Annotated in this window: 16 protein-coding genes; 9 read left to right on the top strand and 7 right to left on the bottom strand. The window is 59.3% G+C overall.

The window, feature by feature from the left end; all coding sequences use genetic code 11:
* Positions 1-16: 16 nt before the first annotated feature.
* Positions 17-1,240, bottom strand: coding sequence for an acyl-CoA dehydrogenase family protein (locus LMG28727_RS27410; RefSeq protein WP_201645459.1), 1,224 nt, complete (start codon positions 1,238-1,240; stop codon positions 17-19).
* 78 nt (positions 1,241-1,318) lie between these two features.
* Positions 1,319-2,092 carry an SDR family oxidoreductase gene (locus tag LMG28727_RS27405; RefSeq protein WP_201645458.1) on the bottom strand — a complete coding sequence of 258 codons (774 nt, stop codon included), beginning with the start codon at positions 2,090-2,092 and terminating at the stop codon, positions 1,319-1,321.
* Positions 2,093-2,357: 265 nt separating this feature from the next.
* On the opposite strand from LMG28727_RS27405, the gene LMG28727_RS27400 reads away from it, so the two are divergent.
* Positions 2,358-4,163, top strand: coding sequence for an acyl-CoA dehydrogenase (locus LMG28727_RS27400; protein WP_201645457.1), 1,806 nt, complete (start codon positions 2,358-2,360; stop codon positions 4,161-4,163).
* Between the two features lie 15 nt (positions 4,164-4,178).
* Here the strand turns inward: LMG28727_RS27400 and LMG28727_RS27395 are convergent, their stop codons facing one another.
* Positions 4,179-4,913 carry an IclR family transcriptional regulator gene (locus LMG28727_RS27395; protein ID WP_236592433.1) on the bottom strand — a complete coding sequence of 245 codons (735 nt, stop codon included), beginning with the start codon at positions 4,911-4,913 and terminating at the stop codon, positions 4,179-4,181.
* 495 nt (positions 4,914-5,408) lie between these two features.
* Here LMG28727_RS27395 and LMG28727_RS27390 point away from each other — a divergent pair, with 495 nt between their 5' ends.
* Positions 5,409-5,777, top strand: a complete 369-nt coding sequence (locus LMG28727_RS27390) for a BON domain-containing protein (protein ID WP_201645456.1) — start codon at positions 5,409-5,411, stop codon at positions 5,775-5,777.
* A 132-nt stretch (positions 5,778-5,909) separates the two neighbouring features.
* On the opposite strand, the gene LMG28727_RS27385 is transcribed toward LMG28727_RS27390, so the two are convergent.
* Positions 5,910-6,479, bottom strand: a complete 570-nt coding sequence (locus LMG28727_RS27385) for a helix-turn-helix domain-containing protein (protein ID WP_201645455.1) — start codon at positions 6,477-6,479, stop codon at positions 5,910-5,912.
* 224 nt (positions 6,480-6,703) lie between these two features.
* Here LMG28727_RS27385 and LMG28727_RS27380 point away from each other — a divergent pair, with 224 nt between their 5' ends.
* From LMG28727_RS27380 to LMG28727_RS27365, 4 genes are all read left to right on the top strand, one after another.
* Entirely contained in the window at positions 6,704-8,083 is a 1,380-nt protein-coding gene (locus LMG28727_RS27380; protein WP_201645454.1) for an LLM class flavin-dependent oxidoreductase, read from the top strand.
* Between the two features lie 35 nt (positions 8,084-8,118).
* The gene (locus tag LMG28727_RS27375) at positions 8,119-8,658 is read left to right on the top strand and encodes a flavin reductase (RefSeq protein ID WP_201645453.1); all 540 of its coding nucleotides are present in this window, start codon (positions 8,119-8,121) and stop codon (positions 8,656-8,658) included.
* 513 nt (positions 8,659-9,171) lie between these two features.
* Positions 9,172-10,245 carry a HAMP domain-containing sensor histidine kinase gene (locus LMG28727_RS27370; protein ID WP_201645452.1) on the top strand — a complete coding sequence of 358 codons (1,074 nt, stop codon included), beginning with the start codon at positions 9,172-9,174 and terminating at the stop codon, positions 10,243-10,245.
* Between the two features lie 255 nt (positions 10,246-10,500).
* The gene (locus LMG28727_RS27365; protein ID WP_201645451.1) at positions 10,501-11,196 is read left to right on the top strand and encodes an HAD family hydrolase; all 696 of its coding nucleotides are present in this window, start codon (positions 10,501-10,503) and stop codon (positions 11,194-11,196) included.
* Between the two features lie 637 nt (positions 11,197-11,833).
* Here the strand turns inward: LMG28727_RS27365 and glmS are convergent.
* Together glmS and LMG28727_RS27355 are read right to left on the bottom strand one after the other, a co-directional pair.
* Positions 11,834-13,651, bottom strand: coding sequence for a glutamine--fructose-6-phosphate transaminase (isomerizing) (glmS, locus tag LMG28727_RS27360; RefSeq protein ID WP_201645450.1), 1,818 nt, complete (start codon positions 13,649-13,651; stop codon positions 11,834-11,836).
* A 501-nt stretch (positions 13,652-14,152) separates the two neighbouring features.
* On the bottom strand, positions 14,153-14,578 hold the full coding sequence (locus LMG28727_RS27355; protein ID WP_201645449.1) for an NUDIX domain-containing protein: 426 nt from the start codon (positions 14,576-14,578) through the stop codon (positions 14,153-14,155).
* Here LMG28727_RS27355 and LMG28727_RS27350 point away from each other — a divergent pair, their 5' ends adjacent.
* Entirely contained in the window at positions 14,579-15,130 is a 552-nt protein-coding gene (locus tag LMG28727_RS27350; protein WP_201645448.1) for a tyrosine phosphatase family protein, read from the top strand.
* An 89-nt stretch (positions 15,131-15,219) separates the two neighbouring features.
* Here the strand turns inward: LMG28727_RS27350 and LMG28727_RS27345 are convergent.
* Positions 15,220-16,430, bottom strand: a protein-coding gene (locus tag LMG28727_RS27345) for an IS3 family transposase (protein ID WP_407945874.1) whose coding sequence is annotated in 2 segments (ribosomal slippage) — positions 15,220-16,094 and positions 16,094-16,430 — 1,212 coding nt in all. Because the reading frame shifts where the segments join, the coding sequence is not laid out codon by codon here.
* A 390-nt stretch (positions 16,431-16,820) separates the two neighbouring features.
* Between LMG28727_RS27345 and LMG28727_RS27340 the strand changes: the two genes are divergently transcribed.
* Together LMG28727_RS27340 and LMG28727_RS27335 are read left to right on the top strand one after the other, a co-directional pair.
* Positions 16,821-18,080 carry a nucleotide sugar dehydrogenase gene (locus tag LMG28727_RS27340; RefSeq protein ID WP_201645599.1) on the top strand — a complete coding sequence of 420 codons (1,260 nt, stop codon included), beginning with the start codon at positions 16,821-16,823 and terminating at the stop codon, positions 18,078-18,080.
* Between the two features lie 34 nt (positions 18,081-18,114).
* Positions 18,115-20,616 (top strand): CDC27 family protein, encoded by a 2,502-nt coding sequence (locus LMG28727_RS27335; protein WP_201645446.1) that lies wholly within the window; start codon positions 18,115-18,117, stop codon positions 20,614-20,616.
* The last annotated feature ends 34 nt before the right edge of the window (positions 20,617-20,650 follow it).

The raw sequence follows: 20,650 nt of genomic DNA, 5'->3' as shown, positions 1-20,650 counted from the left end.
TACTTCCGGCGTCACGTCAACGCCCGAGATACCGCCCAAGTTCCATGCTCGCAATCGCATTGCGATGCACTTCATCAGGACCGTCGGCAAACCGCAGCGTGCGCGAACTCGCATACGCGCGAGCGAGGCCGAAATCGTCGCTGACCGCGCCGCCGCCATGTGCCTGCATCGCCCAGTCGATCACCTGGCAAGCCATGGTCGGCGCAGCCACCTTGATCATCGCAATCTCCTGCCGCGCATCCTTATTGCCTACCGTATCCATCTTGTACGCGGCGTTGAGCACCAGAAAACGGGTCTGGTCGATCATGATCCGCGCATTGGCGATCCGCTCACGCGTCACACCCTGATCCGCAATCGGCTTGCCGAACGCCACCCGATCCAGCGAGCGGCGGCACATCGCTTCCAGCGCACGCTCGGCGCGTCCGATCAAGCGCATGCAGTGATGAATACGCCCGGGTCCAAGACGTCCCTGTGCGATTTCGAAGCCACGTCCCTCACCGAGCAACATGTTGCTCGCGGGCACACGCACGTTTTCAAACAGGATTTCGGCGTGACCATGCGGCGCGTCGTCGTAACCGAATACCGGCAGATGACGCAGTACCTTGACGCCGGGCGTGTCCCTCGGCACCAGAATCATCGACTGCTGCTGATGCCGGTTCGGATGATCCGGATTGGACTTGCCCATGAAGATCAGAATCTGGCAGCGCGGATCGTTCGCACCCGAGGTCCACCATTTGCGGCCGTTCAGCACGTAGTCGTCACCGTCGCGCTCGATGCGTGCTTCGATATTGGTCGCATCGGAAGAAGCCACCTCAGGCTCCGTCATCGCGAACGCGGAACGAATCGTGCCGTCGAGAAGCGGCAATAGCCATTGCTGCTGTTGCTCAGGCGTCGCGTAACGCACCAGCGTTTCCATGTTGCCGGTGTCCGGCGCGGAGCAGTTGAACGGCTCCGCGCCGATATGCGAGCGCCCCATGATTTCGCACAACGGCGCGTATTCGAGGTTCGTCAGACCCGCGCCGTATTTCGATTCGGGCAGGAACAGGTTCCACAATTCGGCGGCTTTCGCCTTCTGTTTCAATTCCTCGATGATCGGCGCGGGCTGCCAACGGTTGCCGGATTCTCGCGCCGCATCCATCTGTGCTTCGAAAACCGCCTCAGCCGGATAGACGTCTTCGTCCATGAAAGCGTTCAGGCGCTTCTGCAAACTCTTGACCTTGTCCGAGTGCTCGAAATTCACGCGGCGTCTCCTTGTTTTTTATCGATGAACGCAGCGCGTGGGCCGCGCTGCGCTTCGGTATCGCACTCACGCACTCACTCAGACGATGATCGCGCCTCCATCGACCGCGACGTACTGGCCCGTGACGTGACGCGACGCTTCGCTGGCGAGAAATACGACCGGCCCTTTCAGATCTTCATCGCCGCCAAGACGCTGCAATGGCGTGCGCTGAATAATCGTATCGCCGAGTTTGTCGAGCAGGCCTTCCGACATTTTCGACGGGAAAAAGCCCGGGCAAATTGCATTGACGTTGATGTTGTACTTGCCCCATTCCGCGGCCAGTGCGCGCGTGAAATTGATCGCAGCCGCCTTCGACGTGTTATACGCAATCGTATTCATACCGGGCGGCGAGCCTTTCAATCCGGCGACAGAAGCGACGTTGATGATCTTGCCCGCGCGCCGCGGAATCATGCTGCGCTTACCCACTTCGCGCGCGAGGAAAAACGGCGCGTTGACATTCAGGTTCATCACCTTGTGCCACGCTTCATCGGGATACTCTTCGGCTGGTGAACCCCAGGTCGCGCCGGCGTTATTCACCAGAATGTCGATGCGGCCATGCACGCCCAATACTTCATCGACGAGACCGGGAATACCCTCGAAGCGTTGCAGATCGTTGACCACCGTCTGCACTTCGATGCCACGACCTTGCAGATGCGCCTTTGCTTCGGCTAACTCACCGGCCTTGCGCGCGGTGATGGCCACCCGGCAGCCCATTTCGCCGAGCGCTTCGGCCATTTGCAGGCCGAGTCCACGCGAGCCTCCGGTGATCAACGCAACCTTGCCATCCAGTTGAAACAGATCTTTCACAGACATGCGACGCTCCTCCAGTGTGTTCTGCAATGCAGTTTTGGATTCCATATTTTTCAACCATCATACGTGCCGGAATTCGGCGTGTAAATAAAAGCACGCTCATTCGTTTTCGTTATAAACTGGCACGCATCATTGGGCGGAATGGTCATCGGGACTTACCCGGATACCGCGCTTTTCAAACGGGCTGTGACAGAATTTCAACGGGCTTTCCCGCTGCGGATGGCTCAACTGTTCTGCATAGCGGCTTACTTTTGGACGGATTTTTTCCATGCAAGATGCGCTGATCATCAACCCGCGTGATCTGGATTTCCAGCTGTTCGAAGTACTCGACGCCGAGGCGCTCACGCAGCGCGCGCGTCATGCCGACCACAGCCGGGAGACCTTCAGCGCGGCGCTCGACACCGCGCACGCGGTAGCCGTCGAAAAATTCGCGACGCACAACCGTTTGCTGGACGAGCATGAACCGCAGTTCGACGGCCAGCGGGTCACGTTGCCGCCCGAAGTGAAACAGGCACTCGACGCGTTGCGCGCGACCGGCTTTCTCGCCGCCGGCAAGGATTACGACTACGGCGGCATGCAGTTGCCATCGGTCATTTCGTTTGCGTGCCTGTCGCTGTTCAAGAGCGCGAACATCGCGACTTCTTCTTATGCGATGCTGACCACGGCCAACGCGAACGTGATCGAACGCTTTGGCAGCGCATCGCAAAAGCGCAAGTATTTGCAGGCGCTTTTTGAAGGCCGCTCGTTCGGTACGATGGCGCTGACCGAACCGCAGGCGGGTTCGAGCCTGTCCGATCTCGTGACGAGCGCGACACCGAACGCCGACGGCACCTATTCGATTCGCGGCAACAAGATATTCATTTCAGCGGGCGATCACGAGTTGAGCGAGAACATCGTTCACCTGGTACTCGCGCGTATTCCGGGCGGGCCGCCGGGAGTCAAAGGCATCTCGCTGTTCACCGTGCCGAAGTATCACGTCAACGACGACGGCAGCCGCGGCGCGCGTAACGACGTCGCGCTCGCGGGGCTGATTCACAAGATGGGTTGGCGCGGCACGACCTCGACGATGCTGTCGTTTGGAGAACATGGCGAATGCATTGGCGAGTTGATCGGAGAACCGCATCAGGGTCTCGCCTACATGTTCCATATGATGAACGAGGCGCGTATCGGCGTGGGCCTCGGCGCGGTGATGCTCGGCTATCGCGGCTATCTGGCCTCGCTCGATTACGCGCGCGAGCGGCCGCAAGGACGTCATCCCACCAACAAGAATCCACTCGATCCGCAATTGCCGCTGATCGAACACGCTGACGTGCGCCGCATGCTGCTCGCACAAAAGGCCTATGTTGAAGGGGCTTATGCGTTGTGTCTGTATGCGGCGCGGCTCGTCGACGAGCAGAAGACGGCCGAAAACGACACCGCCCGCGCGGAAGCGGGCCTGCTGCTGGACCTGTTGACGCCGGTGGTGAAATCGTGGCCGTCGCAATGGTGTCTCGAAGCGAATAGCCTCGCGATCCAGATTCACGGCGGCTATGGCTATACGCGTGAATACCCGGTCGAACAGTTCTATCGCGACAATCGCCTGAACATGATTCACGAAGGCACCCACGGCATTCAGGCAATCGATCTGCTGGGCCGCAAGGTCGTGATGAAACAGGGGGCCGCGCTTGAATTGCTCGGGCGTGAAGTACGAAACACCATTGAAGCCGCGCGCCCTCACCCGGCATTGCAAGCGTACGCGGACGCACTGGGCGCCGCGTGGCGCGACGCGACCGCCACCGTCGAAGCGTTACTGCCCACAATCGGCGGCGACACCGAACGCGCGCTCGCCAACGCCAATGCGTTTCTCGAAGCATTCGGTCATGTCGTGCTCGCGTGGACGTGGTTGAAACAGGCGGTGGTGGCGAGCGCAGCGCTACCCGGCGCGACAAGCGACGCGGACCGGGACTTCTATCACGGCAAGCTGCACGCGTGCCAGTGGTTCTTCCGCTGGGAATTGCCGCGCGTCGCGTTGATGCTCGCGACGCTGCGCAGTCTCGACGACACCACGCTCACCATGGCGCCGCAGTGGTTCTAGCCAGAACCACGCCGCTCAATGCGACAAAGCGGTTTCGAGTTGGGTCACGACGTCGATCAGCCGTGGCCTGACTTCTTCAAGCAGGAATTCTTTTGAAAGCTTGAACGACGGACCGCCAACGTTGATCGCCATAATGGGCAATTCGCCGCCCGGCTGAAACGCGCGCGCAATGCCGTTCACATCTTTTTGCCAGTCGCCGAATGACGTCGTCACGCCGAGCGTCTGGTATTCATCGAGTGCTTTCTCGATCCCACGACGCGTTTTGGGCCATGCAACATGGTCCAGCTCTCTCACCTGCTCCATGAAACTGAGGCGGTCATGTTCGGGAATGGCTGCGAGCCACGCACGGCCAATCGCGGATGTCGCGACCGGAATGCGCGAGCCGACTTCGAGCGTCAACGTGAGCGCCACCGAGCCCCGGCAGTTCTCTACGTAGATCATCGAAAGCCGGTCGCGTGTGCCCAATGAAACCGTTGCGCCGGAAATATCGGCAAGCTCCTGCATGACGGGCCGCGCGATCTTGCGCACGTCGAGCCGCGCCAGCATCGCGCTGCCCAGCGCAAGCGAGGCCGTGCCGAGCCGGTACTTACCGCTCTCTTTCAAATGGATCAGATAGCCGAGCAAAGTCAGCGTATGCGTTAGCCGCGATACCGTTGACTTCGGCAAGCGGCAGCGCGCCGCCAGCTCCTGGTTACTCAGCGATTTGTCGCCGGAACGAAAACAGGCCAGCACTTCGAGCCCCCGCGCCAGGGCGGTAACAAAATGGCGGTCGTCTTTATGCGCCTCGTGCGCGGTTCGCGTGGCGAGAACGGCGGGCGCCTTCGCGGAGGAAGAAGGGGTCTGCGCCGGAGCGCCGGTCGTCGGATCGACGGGGTGATCCACCGGGCTGTGATAAGTTTTACTCAAAACGAAACGCGCTCCCGCGAAACGGCTGCATCTGAAGGACAAACCGCGATCTGGATGGGGGGTAATCCGGGCTGCGAAATTATAGTCTGAAATGTGCAATGCAAATCATGCGGGCATTTAACCGTACAAGCCACAGCAGCAAGCTGTCACGCAATGCAACACCTGCACCAGTTTTTCCAGCATTAGCGCGTTTGCTGGAGTATTGTTTAAGCGCGCCGGGAGCGCCGTAGCAACGCTCTTCTATAAGACAGGGCGTTCCTCGTGGGCGGAGACACGCTCGCAAGCGCGCAGTTTTTGCATGCAACGAAGCGACACCAACTTATCGAGGATGGAGAAAACGTGAAAACATCGAATCTTTTGAAGGCGCTTGGACTTGCATTGTGCGTGGCCACCGCCTCCAGCGCCTATGCCCAGGCCAGCGATGCAGCGCCAGCGGACACCACGGCCGCGCCGGCGACCAACCCCAGCAAAGCGATGCGCACGGGCGACCGGAAACTGAGCCGGGACGTCCGTCGTGCGTTGTCGCGGGCACAGGGCTTCAATGTGTCTAACGTGTTCGTGCGGGCTCGTGCCGGCGCGGTCACGTTGACCGGTTCAGTGCCTGAAGGCGGTCAGATCCAGCAGGCGGCGGATGTGGCGAAGGGTGTGGCCGGTGTGAAATCGGTGAATAACCGGATCACCCTTGGCGTGCAAGGCGGCGGAGGTTGATCAGCCGGCTAATTGTCAGGATGGCGCCGCCTGCTGCGAATCACGAGCAGGTGGCGTCACCCGGTGATTGATGGTTCGGGATGTCCTGGTATTTGGAATCTCCGCGGCGAGATGAACGTCGATGAACATCGATCAACGTCTCACCAGGCCAATCACGTAACGGCAAACCTCAGCGCCCGCATTGAAAAACTCGCACTCGACCGGCGCGCCGAGTTGCAGGCAATCTCCTGTTTCGAGCCGGTATTCCTGCCGGCCCTCCCGAAAGTTCAGCACCCCGTGCGTAACCCAGATCTGCTGATGCTGGAACACAAAGGCATCCGACGGATAAGGCACTCTCACGCCCACCGGCAATTCGATTTCGAGTAATTCGAGCACCCCGCCGGTAGGTGGCGAGATGCGCCGCCGGATATAGCCCGTTTCGGGGTCTTGCCAGATTGCCTGGCTGGACCGGCGCGCGAGCCTCTCGCCGGTCTGTTCGGCCAGTGCCAGCAACGTCGACAAGGTCAGCCCGAAGGCGCCGGACAAACGGCCCAGCACCGTCGCGGTAGGGCTCGCCTCGCCGCGCTCGATCTTGCTGATCATGGCCTTCGACACACCCGAACGCTCCGCCAGTTCACTCAACGACCAGTTACGTGCTTCGCGCTCGGTCTTCACGCGCGACGAAATGGCGTGGGTCAGATCGACGGCAGCGGATTCGGACATGTTCATGATCGGAATGGTGAGTACCGCAAAATTATATCGACCGGGACCGCATGGCTTGCGCTGCCGTGCGCGCCCTCGCTCGCATTAAAAGTCAGAATCGATGTCTTGCATAGTCATTTTTCGTCCACTATATTAAACGCACGAGTTCAGGTGCGCGCATGCGTCATGCGTTCACTCATTGAATGGAAACCGTAAGCATTCGTCCCTCTCAGCCGGAAGACACCATGCCGAAGGAAATCGTTCTCAACGCATTTGACATGAATTGCGTCGGCCACATCCAGCAAGGTATGTGGACTCATCCACGCGACCAGTCGTCCCGCTACACCGACCTGCATTACTGGACCGACTACGCCCGCACGCTCGAAGCGGGCCTGTTCGACGGCATCTTCTTCGCCGATGTCGTGGGCGTCTACGACGTCTACGGCGGCAATCCCGACGCCGCGATTCGCGGCGCCGTGCAGGTGCCCGTCAACGATCCCACGCTGCTGATTCCCGCCATGGCCGCGGTCACTCGCCATCTGTCATTCGGCGTCACGTCCAATCTTTCGGTCGAGCAACCGTATCTGTTCGCGCGGCGCATGTCGACGCTCGATCATCTGACGCGCGGCCGGGTCGGCTGGAACATCGTCACCGGCTATCTCGACAGCGCATCGCGTGCGATCGGACTGACCGGTCAGATGGCGCACGACGACCGCTACGACCTCGCCGACGAATACATGGAACTGGTCTACAAACTGTGGGAATGCAGTTGGGAAGACGATGCGGTGCTACGCGATAAAACCCACGGCATCTATGCGGACGCGTCGAAAGTGCATGTGATTCATCATCACGGCAAGCAATACCGTGTCGATGCGATGCATCTGAGCGAGCCGTCGCCGCAGCGTACGCCGGTGCTGTATCAGGCTGGCTCGTCGGCGCGCGGCAAGCAGTTCGCGGCGGCGCATGCGGAGTGCGTGTTCGTCAATGGCCAGGCGAAGCCCGCGGTAAAAACCATCGTCGACGACATTCGCGCTCATGCCGTTGCCGGGGGGCGCCGTGCGGACGATATCAAGGTGCTGCTCGGACAGACCGTCATCACAGCGCGCACGGATCGCGACGCGCAGGAGAAGTACGACGAGTACCGCCGCTATGTCAGTTCCGAGGCCGCGCTCGTGCATGCGGCGGCGTCGCTCGGTATCGACTTTGCGCGCTACGACCTCGACGAACCGATCGAGACCGGCAAGAGCCAGGCGATTGTGTCGAACGTCGAAGCGATGACGCGCGCCGCCGGTCCGCAATGGACCCGGCGCAAGCTGCTCGAACAGATGGTATTGGGCAGCCGTCAGGCGCCGCTGGTCGGCTCGGCCGAACGGATCGCCGATGAACTGATCGCGTGGACCGAAGAAACCGGCGTGGACGGTTTCAATCTATCGCGTACCGTCGCGCCCGAGTGCTTTGAAGATTTCATCGAACTGGTCGTGCCGATTCTTCAGGAACGCGGCGCGTATAAGCGTGCCTATCGCGACGGCACCTTGCGTGAAAAGCTCTTTGGTCACGCACGTCTGCCCGATACGCATACGGCTGCGCGGTTTCGTTCGCCTGAGTGCGCAATGGGTGCGCAATGAGTGCGGCGGATTGAGGTCATTCAGCGGAGATGCCCATGCTCGAGAAAAATACGTTCCGCGACGCCATGGCCGGACTCGGCACGGCCGTCAACATCATCACCAGCGACGGCACAGCGGGTCTCGCGGGATGCACCGCGTCGGCGGTCTGCGGCGTCACCGACGAGCCGCCTACCCTGCTGGTCTGCATCAACCGCAGCAGCCGTAACAACGCGGCGTTTCGCACGAACGGCAAGCTTTGCGTGAACGTGCTCAATGCCGAACAGCAAACGCTGGCCGCGCATTTCGCCAATAGCGCGCTGCCCGTGGCCGAACGCTTCGCCGCCGCGCACTGGGAACAACTCGTGACGGGCGCGCCCGTCTTGCGCGATGCGCTTGCGTCGCTTGACTGCGAGATCGAATCGATCACCGAAGTTGGCACGCACACGGTGTTCTTCTGCGCGGTGAAGGCCGCGCACACGCACGTCGCTGGCGACGCGCTGATTTACTACGGTCGCCGTTATCATCGCGTCGGCGATGATTCGTTGCATGCGACGCACGCGATCGAAGCCGCAGCGATCGCCGCACCGCAACGGTGATAGCTGCGGCATGCGATGCTTGCGTTCGCTGCCGCCCATCGCTTTCTTCATGCACTCTGCATCGAGCCGATAGAATACGTAACATCTGGTAAGCAGTTGGCCGATGTCCCCCGGTATTCGCACATTCCTGCGCCATCAGAATCGACGATCATTTCCGTTGCTTACGGATCGTTGCATGAAGTCTGTCCGGCGGCCGCCTGCCGTCTGCCGTCTCACGGAAAATAGCGGAACCCTACGTACCCGATAACGCGTGGTCCGGCGTCGCTTTGCCATGTGCATGCATTGCGCCAGACCCACCCATTGTCGACTAGCGCCGAAGAGGAACGATTGATCAGAGTGCTTCAACGAGCCTTCGTATTGACCGCGATGCTGATATTGAGCATCGACTCGCACGCCATGGCCGGGTCTGTGCAACACGCGAACCTCGCGGGCTTCTCGCGGAGCCAGGCTTCGCCACGCCCGCCCGGACCGTCGCCATTCCAACGAGACCACGCGGTGCAGCGCGCGCCTTCCATGCGAACCTCTGCGTTCTCGATCGCGCCGCCCGCCGTCATGCTGGTCGACCGGGCGCGACTGGTCAGCCTGCGCGACGATATCGACAGCAGCCTCTTTGAGCCCAGTTGGCCGAGCACCGTAGAACAACGCTTGTTGCGCTCACCGGGCACATTGCAGGACGACTCGGCAGAGTTCGATGACGATGCTGGCTATCTGGCGCTGGACAACCCCATGCTCCCCGCAAGTCTGATTCTGCTGCTATCCATCGTGCTTGGACTGACTGGAAGCTGGCTGCTCGGCAGGCCGATGCGACGCCTCGCGAGCACTTTTTGCGAGGTCGCGTGCGATGGCGATACGTCCAGGATCACCGCAGAAAAAGGCCCGCAAGGTTTGCGTCGTCTCGCCCGCACGTTCAACGACATGCTGACCCGGCGTTATCACGCGAATGCGGAGCAGTCGGCCACGCTCGCGGCTCTCGCGATGCACCTCGAATCCCATGCGATCCGCCTGCGCGGCACCGCGTTGCAGGTCAACGAGTGGCATAAACGGGTTGCGCTAGTCGAGGATGTCGATCTGTTTTCGCATATCGCCACGCAGTTCATCGAGGTAAGCGGATGCACGCCTGCGCGCGCGACCGACATGCCGGTGGAAGCGTTCATCCGGGACCGGTTCGTGTTGACCAGCTCACTGGACGCCGGACTCTTCAACTGCACGTTCGACGCAGGCGCGGACTTCAGCCTGCCGCGCACGTTCCTCGAACGTGTGATGTCCAACCTCGTCGACAATGCGTTGGAGCACGGGGTCCCGCCGATCGAGATCAAAACGTCCCGCACACGCGACGAGTGGACGCTGAGCTTCAGAGACCACGGTCCTGGTATCAAACAGTCGGAGCTATCGAACGCGACGGCAATCTTCGTGCGGCTGGGTCGTCACGACGACGACGAACGTCATTGGGGACTGGGTCTGGCGTTGGTCAAGAAGCTCGTTGCCGATGCCGGAGGGCGTCTTATTCTGGGCAACCATCCCGGCGGTGGCCTGTTGGTACGGATGGTGTTTTCCGCCGCGAAGCGCGACGCGAATTCGATCCTTTGAACTCACGCACGCACCACGCCGGTTAGCGGCCTCGCCGTCCCGACCTGCCCAAACAGCGCGCATGAAGAATTAATTGCGCGGGCTGCGTGCGTATGGGAACGGGAGTGGCGGGCGCCGCCATAGCCGCTGTAGCCGTTGTCTATTCGTACGAGCGGACCAGCATGCATACGGGCCTGTCGCGCGGTGACGGTCAACGTCGGACGGGCCGGTAAGGTATGCTTTCTGGTCCCACGACTTTCATCACTTCCCTACCCGATGGCCGATTTCCCCTTCGACGCCGTACTCTTCGACTGCGACGGCGTGCTCGTCGACTCCGAACCCATCACTAACCGCGTGTTGACCGAAATGCTCGGCGAGCTGGGCTGGCAACTGAGCGTTGAAGAGACGATGCGCATTTTTGTCGGCAAAGCAGTGAAAGACGAAGCCGCGCTGATCGAAGCGCGCACCGGCTTCGCAATCACCACCGAATGGCTCATGCAGTTTCGCGCGCGACGCAATGCCGCGCTCGACAAGGAGCTGGTGGCGATTGCCGGCGCGGCGCCGGCGGTGCGGAAGTTACTGGCGCAACTGAATGGCCGTATTGCGGTGGCCTCGGGTGCCGACCGTGTGAAGGTCGAATTGCAACTTGCGAAGGCCGGCATTCTCGACTGTTTCGAAGGACGCATTTTTAGCGGACATGAAATGCCGCGTAGCAAGCCGTTTCCCGATGTTTATCTGGCGGCGGCCGCGGCGTTGGGTGTGGACCCGAAGCGTTGCGCGGTGATTGAAGATACGGTGACGGGCGCGACGGCAGGTGTCGCGGCCGGCGCGACGGTGTTCGGTTATTGTCCGATGGAATTGGGACATAGCAGCGCGACGGCATTGCATGGCGCAGGCGCGGTGCAGGTGTTTCGCGATATGGCGGCGTTGCCCGTTTTGCTCGCGGGATGGACGGGCGGCAGTATCGGCTGATACGGGTTTGAGAAAGAGCTGTCGGCGGCGTTGCGACACTGACGGTTTCGCCCGTTGGCGCACAGCCATCACTTCGCACGCGCAAGCGTGCAGCAGATCTCCCTGACAGGCCGTTGCAGCGCATGGCATGGTGCGTGCAAATGGAAAGCCTGAGCGCGGCGGCGTCCGCGCTCATTACCCATCCCAACTTGTCGGAGATCCATCATGTCCACGCTAGTTCTCAAAGACCTTCCCATTTCGATGAACTCGACCGCGCGGCGTCTTTGGCCGTGCGCGGCGGAATCGCATGTTTGACGCGTGAAAACCCGCTGTCGTGCTGTGGAGGTTTTTTTCCTCCTGTACCGGTGCATCGCGAATGGGGCGGTTGTCCTCCGGTCCATTTGGGCTGCAGCACGAAGGTCGTCCCGCATGAGGATTTAATGTGTCAACCGGTGTGACGTCAGATGCCACGGCAAATGTGGCGCCTTTTAATAAGCAAAGGACAAAGCGGCCTGATGAGTTGCTGTCAACCACTTTGTCCGCTCACGTGCGGAGCATGGCAACGACCTGCTTACATGAGCGATGTCATCGTGACGCCTGGCTCCATCGGTCATTGCCACAACGTGCTACCTCCTCTGGTTCACCGAGATTTTTCCCCTCACTCCACCGTCACGGATTTAGCCAGGTTTCTCGGCTTATCTACATCGGTACCGCGCGCACACGCCGTGTGATACGCGAGCAACTGCAGCGGCACGACGTGCAGGATCGGCGACAGCAGCCCATAGTGCTCCGGCATCCGGATCACATGCAGGCCTTCGTCATTGACGATTTTCGTGTCGGCATCGGCGAACACATACAGCTGGCCGCCACGCGCCCGTACTTCCTGAATATTCGACTTCAGCTTTTCGAGCAGCGCGTCATTCGGCGCGACCGTCACCACCGGCATCGCCTCCGTCACGAGCGCGAGCGGCCCGTGCTTCAACTCGCCAGCCGGATACGCCTCAGCTTGAATATACGAAATCTCCTTGAGCTTCAGCGCGCCCTCCAGCGCGATCGGGTAATGCAACCCACGGCCGAGGAACAGCGCATGTTCCTTGCGCGAAAACTCCTCCGACCACGCGATGATCTGCGGCTCCAGGGCCAGCACGCTATTCAGCGCCGCCGGCAGGTGGCGCAACTGCTTCACGTAATCGGCTTCCTGCCCGGCGCTCAGATGCCCGCGCAGCTTCGCGAGCGTCGCGGCCAGCACGAACAGTGCGACCAGTTGCGTGGTGAACGCCTTGGTCGACGCCACGCCAATCTCACGGCCTGCGTGCGTGAGGAACGACAGTTCCGTCTGACGCACCATCGCGCTCGTGCCGACGTTACAGACGGCCAGCGTGTGCTTGTGTCCAAGCGACTGCGCATGCTTGAGCGCGGCGAGCGTGTCGGCTGTTTCGCCGGACTGTGAGACCACCACCACCAGCGACTTCGGATTCGGCACCGACTCGCGATAGCGATATTCGCTCGCAATTTCCACCTGAGTCGGAATCTTCGCGATCGATTCGAGCCAGTACTTCGCGGTTAGCGCTGCGTAAGAGCTCGTACCGCACGCGAGAATCAGCAGATTGTCGATCTCGCCGAACACCGTCTGCGCGTCGTCGCCGAAGATCGACGGGTCGAACGAATCGGCTTGCGGGATCGTGTCGGTGATGGCGCGCGGCTGCTCGAAAATTTCCTTCTGCATGAAGTGGCGATACGGGCCGAGTTCGACCGCGCCGCCATATGCCGCGACCTGGCGCACTTCACGCTGCGCGTCGTAGCCATCGCGGTCGCTGATCTTCACGCCGTCGAGCGACAGTTCGCACACGTCGCCTTCTTCGAGGAAGATGAAGCGTTCGGTGCTGCCCGCCAGTGCCAGTGCGTCGGACGCGAGGAAGTTCTCGCCGTTGCCGATCCCGACCACCAGCGGCGAACCCTGCCGGGCACCGACGACGGTGTGCGGCTGATTCTTATGCAGCACCGCAATCGCGTACGCACCGTGCAACTGCCCGATCGCTTCGCGCACGGTGGCAAACAGATCGCCGTTGTACAGGCTATGCACGAGGTGGGCGATAACCTCCGTATCGGTTTGCGAAACGAACGTGTAGCCCTTGTCGCGCAGCATCTCACGCAACGACTCGTAGTTCTCGATGATGCCGTTGTGTACCAACGCCAGCTCGTCTTTCGAGAAGATCGGGTGCGCGTTGTCCGTGACCGGTGCGCCATGGGTCGCCCAGCGCGTATGCGCAATACCGGTGATGCCGTCGAGATGGCTCTCGCGCACCTGCTCGTCGAGGTCGGTGACGCGCGCCACGCTGCGCGCCCGGCGTGGGCCTTCTTCGCCCAGCACGGCGACGCCGCATGAATCGTAGCCGCGATATTCGAGGCGACGCAGTCCTTCGAGCAGGACGGAAACGATATTACGTTGCGCAACCGCGCCGACAATGCCACACATAAAAGATGCTCCTCTTGAACCTTAAAATCAGTATGCAGAATTAAATTACTGGCCGCTGCGTTACGCTCACGATACGCCTTCGAAATCCCCGGATAGCGCTACTAACAATCGCCTCTCAATTGCGTCAACAATTAACACGCAATTGTCCTGAATACGACAGACAAAGCCAGATCTGGCAATGACATATCGCACAGGAATCCACACATTCCTCGAATTTTGTGATTTGATTCATAGTGGACGTGTTGATTTGAACCACCATCGATATCAAACGATGTCAGACAATGGAGGCTAATTCGGTTTGTCAGCAGCAGAACGGACGTAGCCAGTTAATTTGATCTTTCTTATTAAACGCGAGTACCGCCTAGGACACGACAAATACTTGACGCTGGCAGCTCTGACTCACGCTCACCAATACCCCGAACAGATAACCACCTGCGCTATACTAGCCATTCTGCCAGGAACGGCAGCAAGGCAGCCATTTTTCGAAGTCCATTTTTATTTTTAATTCAAATCGTGAAAGAATTCAGGATGCCGTTGCAAATACCACACGACGGAATTTGAAAGGGGCAGTTGCTTCATCTCCTCCCGCCAGAAGAACGCGGCACCGGCGCCTTCATTGACCCGGAACGTTCCCCACGCAAGGGGGATTTGGTAAAGAAGCAGCGCAGCCATCCGCCCGCGGCTATCAATGCGCTGGCCCATAGAAACAAAATTAGCCGATTCAGCAGGAACACAAAGCTCTTCGCCTAGCTCCCTAGCTGCAGCATGGTGTGCGCTTTCGTCATTGGCGTCTACTGCTCCACCCCAGAAACCCCAAAGCAGTGGAGAGCTTCGAGCCATACCGTCACGCATCTGGAGAAGTGTGCGCCCCGCTGAATCACGAACGATAATATTCACACTACTTAGTCTGATCGACTCGCTTTGCATATGCACAATTTTCTTGAAAGCACAACTATTTGTGGATTGCGCAACCTGAGCGATCCCGCCGGGCACACTCACGTACTCTCTCTCATCGATCCCGAATGGACCGAACCGACGGAATTCGCCACCTGGCAGGCCGACCGCTGGCGCCTGCTACGCTTCCATGACGACATTGAACAGCGAGACCAAAGGGTATCACCTACCCGCGAACACGTTGCCGAGATTCTCGCATTCGGAAAACAGGCAAGCGAAGATCCGGCATCGCGACTCTTTATTCACTGCCTGTCGGGTAAATCACGATCGACAGCCGCCGCTGTACTGATCTGGTCTCAGGCTTTTCCGCAGCATGACGAGCAGTACATTATGGGCCATCTGTTGCGAGTGCGACCGCAAGCCTGGCCCAATCTGTTAATGATTCAATACGGCGACGAGTTATTAGGGCGCGATGGAAAACTGGTGAGTGCCGCTCACGAACTGTACAAACAAGGCCTCATTGCAGATCCTGACTGGGCGCGCACTCTGGAAAGGTTAGGCAGAACCGCTGAGATTATACGCTAACGACGATTACCACCGGATACACAGCAAGCGCTTCGCCTCTAAAATACCAGGCTGGAGTTGACCCTGTAACTCAGGACACTCGGACACCGTTAGGTTGATGATGCAGCGGTTCGCCGGAACTCCCGAGGGGAACGGTACTTCAAGGCCTTATGCGGGTGGCGTTCGTTGTAGTGTTCAAAGGCGCCGCCCAGATGCGAGAGCGCTGTTGGCACATCAGGCTTGTGCATAAAGGCAATGTAATCGTGCTTGATTGTCTTCACGAACGACTCAGCCATGCCGTTGCTCTGCGGCGAACGAACGGGTGTAGTCAACGGCTCCAGACCCAGCTCGCGAGCGAAACTGCGCGTGCGATGGTCAATGTAGGCAGAGCCGTTGTCCGACAGCCACTCGATGGGCGTGCCTGCCTGCGTCGTGCCGCAGCGTTGCTCGACCGCTGCGAGCATCCCATCACGCACGACGTCGCCGCTATGACCGCCGGTAGTCGCTGCCCAGCTGATAGCTTCCCGGTCATGGCAGTCCAGCGCAAACGTCACGCGCAACGGCGAGCCGTCGTCGCAACGGAACTCAAAGCCGTCCGAGCACCAGCGGACATTACTCTGGTCAACGGCAATGCGTCCGTCATGCCGGCGGGTATCGCGATGCTGGCCAAGGCGCTGAAGCAGTAACTGGTGGTCGCGCATGACGCGATAGACCCGCTTGGCGTTCACGCACGGCACACCAGCCATTTCGTGACTACGTCGCAGCAGTGCCCAGACTCGCCGGTATCCATAAGTCGGCAAGCCCGCCACATGCTCGTGGATCGCAGCTACCAGTTCCGTGTCGTCGGTCCGTCGGGCGCGGCGTCCGTCCTGCCAGTCAGGAGATCGGGTTTTTCTGACTGCCAGAGCAGAGCGCGCCACGCCGAGAACATCGCAGACCGTTTTCATTGGTCGTCCCCGGGCAGTAAGGGCGAGCGCGCAATCCAGTTTTTTGAGCGGCCATATTCGACTGCTTCCTTCAGGATTTCTGCCTCCTGCGTCTTCTTGCCAAGCAGACGCTGCAGTTCCCTGATTTCCTTCATCGCTGTGGCTAACTGCGAGGCGGGCACCACGGCTTCTCCCGCCTTCACCGCAGCCAGGCTGCCTTCCTCGTATTGCTTGCGCCACGCAAACACCTGGTTTGGGTTGACCCCGTGCCGTCGCGCAACCGATGAAAGCGTTGCTCCCGGCTCCCGGGTTTCCTGCACGATGGCCACTTTTTCTTGAATCGAACGCCGACGACGGCGCTCCGGCTCGGTCAGAACTTCAATGCTTTCCACCATTTGCCTAGGCTTGAAACTAGTCACAAGATTCCCTCTTATTTTAAGGGGTGTCTCGTGTCCTGAGAATCAAGGGGCTACTCCACAGGCGTCGTAACAAACGGAAATAATGCCTGTGTTGCAAAGCAAACAATGAGAAATTTAGCGAAAGAATAAATTGACTGCTGCTTAACTGTTCACTTAATATTGCGGGCCTATAGTTCGGCCGCTTTTCCTTGCACTTTGAGGGGGCCTCTACCCCCTTAGAGCACGACGTTGTGCGGACTATTTCGGGGCGCTTCCGTCATGTTCGCCATCCGCAACGCGGGTGGAAGAGGGACCGTGAAAATCAAAAAAGCGGCTAAAGTCCGCTAGGCCTAATTGAGGGTTCTCTTGGCTATTCAAAAGATTGCAGTGTGTGGTCTGGGCTACGTCGGCCTGCCAGTTGCAGTAGCATTTGCCCGCCGTTTTGACGTTATTGGTTTCGATGTCGACAGCCGCCGCATTGAGCGCCTTCGCCAAGGCGATGACTGGACCGGCGAAATCGATCGCGACGTTCTAGAAGCATCCACTTTGCGTTTCACCGACAACTCGCAAGATCTGTCCGACTGCAATTTCTTCGTGGTCGCAGTTCCGACGCCTGTCGACGAAAAGTGCAGTCCCGACTTCTCCCTTCTTGTTCGCGCGTGCCAGACGATCGGACCGGTTCTTCGTCCTGGCAGCATCGTCGTATTCGAATCGACCGTCCACCCAGGTGCAACGGAAGAAATCTGCGGACCGGAACTGGAAAAAGCATCGAACCTGCGCTGCGGCGTCGACTTCAAGCTCGGCTACAGCCCTGAGCGGATCAACCCGGGCGATCGCGAGCATCCGCTCGAGAAGATCGTCAAGATTGTCGCCGGCCAGGATGCCGAATCCCTAGAAATTATTGCGGACGTATACGGCCAGATCATTGAGGCAGGCGTTCATCGCGCGTCCTCGATCAAGGTTGCTGAAGCCGCGAAAGTACTCGAAAACACCCAACGCGACATCAATATCGCGTTGATGAACGAGATGTCGAAAATCTGCGATCTCGTCGGCATTTCGACCACGGAAGTACTCGCGGCTGCAGGCACCAAGTGGAACTTCCTGCGCTTTACGCCGGGTCTCGTGGGCGGCCATTGCATTGGCGTGGACCCTTACTACCTGACGTCGAAAGCGCAAGAACTGGGTTATCACCCGGAAGTGATCCTCGCTGGTCGACGGATTAACGACGGCATGGCTGAATACGTCGGATCGCGCCTCGTGCAGGCACTCGCGCGTATGCACCGTCTGTCGCCGTCCACGCGTATCGGCATTCTCGGCATGACGTTCAAGGAGAACGTGCCCGATATCCGCAACTCCAAGGTTGTCGATCTCTATCGCAGTCTGGAGTCGTTCGGAATCACGCCGCTCGCGTACGACCCGATGGCCGACAAAGATCAGATGGCCCATGAATACAACATCACGTTGGTCGACAAGTCGCAACTGTCGGAACTGGATGTGGTCATTCTGGCCGTTCCGCATCAGGACATCATGTCGACATTCTGGGGTGATCTGCCGTTTATGATCCGCGACGGCGGCATGGTGTGTGACCTGAAATCGGCGCTCGACCGCAGCCGTCTGAAGTCCGACATCCAGTACTGGGCGCTCTAAGTCGCCACCTTCGTTTTCTCTGCCGGATTGCGTCATGAAAGCATTAAAGTTGAAGATCGCGCCGATCGGAACCTGTCGTATCCACGGCCCCTTGCGTAAAGGTGTGTCGGTTTATCCGATCAAGGCGCACTCGTTGCGCAATTATGGTTTCGTGCATTCAAGTGCTGAGGCGCTGCAGCAGTTGCGCTTCATGTTCGGTAAGGCAAGCATACCGTCCGACATTCAGCCGGTGCTTTTTCGACCGAGCGTCGTTGCGGAGAAGTTGGGCTTGCCCTATTCGGCCGCCGACCTCTATCTGGTAGAGATTTCGTCACGTAAACTGGTCACGGTTGACGAACGTCCCGTACAAACGAACTATCTAAGCCGCTATTTCGCTGAATTCTTTGCCGATCGCAACCGCACGCGCCAATTCTGGACGATGGGGTCGCCGGCCCGCCTGGAAGAACGACGCGCGTGGCTTGACCAGGATCCGGCCTTTCTTCACCTGTCAGAGCAGGATCGTAATCTGCTTGCGCGGATGGTCAGGCGTGTACAGTCGGATGACGAGATCGAGCAGGAAATGCAGGAGATCGTCAATCTCATCGGTCGGGACAAAATCGTGTTCGTGACGCACGTCGATGCGCGAACAACTGATGATGAGGTTATTGATCAACGGCACACTCTGATTCAAACGGTGAAGAGCATTTCGGCACGTCTGGAAGTACCGTGCTATGAGCCTACAGCTGTCATGCAGGAGATGGGGCAGGCCAATGCGCTGGAAAATGGCGGGTTGGATCTGACTCACTATACGGACGAATTCGCCCAGCGAATTTGCGCCGACTGGTATTCGCAGTATTTCCTCCAACTGGTCGATTTTGCGTCACTGCTCAATACGACACCGGTCGTCGATCTGCCCGATCCTGCCGAAAGTATAGAAGCTGCCTGGAATAGCGGAAATCTGCTGGATGCTTCCCGGCGGGTGCATGCAGTATTGCGCACGGACCGGGGTCGTCCGGAACACCAGATGTTGCTGGCCCGGATGCAGTCTGAACTCGGCAATTACGAGGCTGCGATCGCGCTGATCGAAGCAGCGCGGCAGGACGAAGATTCCACCGAACAGGTAGACGAACTGCTCATGCGCTGCTATTTCGAGCTTGAGCGTTATCAGGAAGCTCAACGCACTGCGGCTGCTTTGCTGGGTGACGAACGGGAAACAACCGAAATTCTGCGCATTTGCGCAGTCTCCGCCACTCGCACCGGCGAAATCGAAACGGCCATTGCGAACTGGAAACGTCTGTTCCGCATTTCGCCCGACTCGACCGAAGCCGCGGATGCCGTGCTCAACCTGCTCGAAATGACCAGTGCTGTAGAGGCTGCTGGACATTGGGCCGACGAGGTACGCGCGGTACTGCCAACCCATGGTGCCAGCTACGCGGTTCAATGGAAGCGCAGCATCGCTGCCGGCGACCGTCTCGCGCTTCTCGCCGTCGCGGAACAGGCCCCTCGACTCGAAGATCGGGATACGGTGTCGCTCGCCCGTTATGCGTCGGATCGGGGCTATGCCTCCGCCGCCGCTGCCCTTCTGGTCAGCCAGGATCTATTGGGCAGAAAAAGCACCGATTTTGAGCGTTGGGTTTCCAATCAGGGGCCGCAATGGCTGAACGACGGTGAGCAGGCGCTGGAACGCGACGACCTTGCCGTTGCGACTGACCGGATCAAGGCAATTTGCCAAATCGATCCCACCAACAGAAATGCGTTGCGCGCAGAGTGGGATCTCGAGAAACAATTGCAAAAATCAGCACGCGCTGCATTCGTTGCCAAAGACTACGCCAAATTGCTGCGCATCATCGATGTCGCAATTAACGCACGTATCACCTTCCCGGAACTCGACAACTACCGCGGACGCGCGGCGGATGCGTTGGGCGACATCGAGACGGCGATTCATCATCTGCGGCTGGCGGCGGACCAACCCGAGGCGCCGGTGTCGGTGCGCCTGCACCTTGCTCGTGTCGCCATTCGCAACGAGCGTCTTCGAGATGCTGTTGAGGCATATGCCGTGGTCGCACGCGATAGCTCTGCCGACAAGGCATCGCAAGAAGAAGCGCTACGCCAGCTTAGCTCGTTGCGAACCCGCGGTATCCGCGCCGCCCGCGAATTGAATGCAAGCGGCCTGCCCGATGAGGCCTGGACTCTTCTCGAGCTGATTGAACAACTGACTGTGGGAGACGCACCCATTGCACCAGAAAAGAAACGTGTGATTTCGTCGCTGCACGCAAAAATCCGCCTGCTGGATCCGGCTAGCGCTGAAGAGCGGATGGCTGTCAGTGAAACTATCCTGCGGCTGGCGCCCGATGATCATATTGGGCTGAAAACAGCGGCCGTCGCAGCGATGCGCCTTCAACGCTTCACGCAGGCACTCACCCATTGGCAAGCGTTGCATGAAATGGGGGAAAACGTGGAATACATAGAAGGCAATATCAAGAAATGCCTTGCCTCCATTGAGCGCAGCAACCGCTTAATGAAAGCTGTTCGGAGATCGGTGGTATCTGCTGCCTGATCGTAGCCAGTGACACCGCCCGCATCGATTGCGG

This window comes from Paraburkholderia metrosideri, from assembly GCF_904848625.1.
Lineage (GTDB): Bacteria > Pseudomonadota > Gammaproteobacteria > Burkholderiales > Burkholderiaceae > Paraburkholderia > Paraburkholderia metrosideri.
This window is presented reverse-complemented; position numbering and strand designations above follow the sequence as displayed.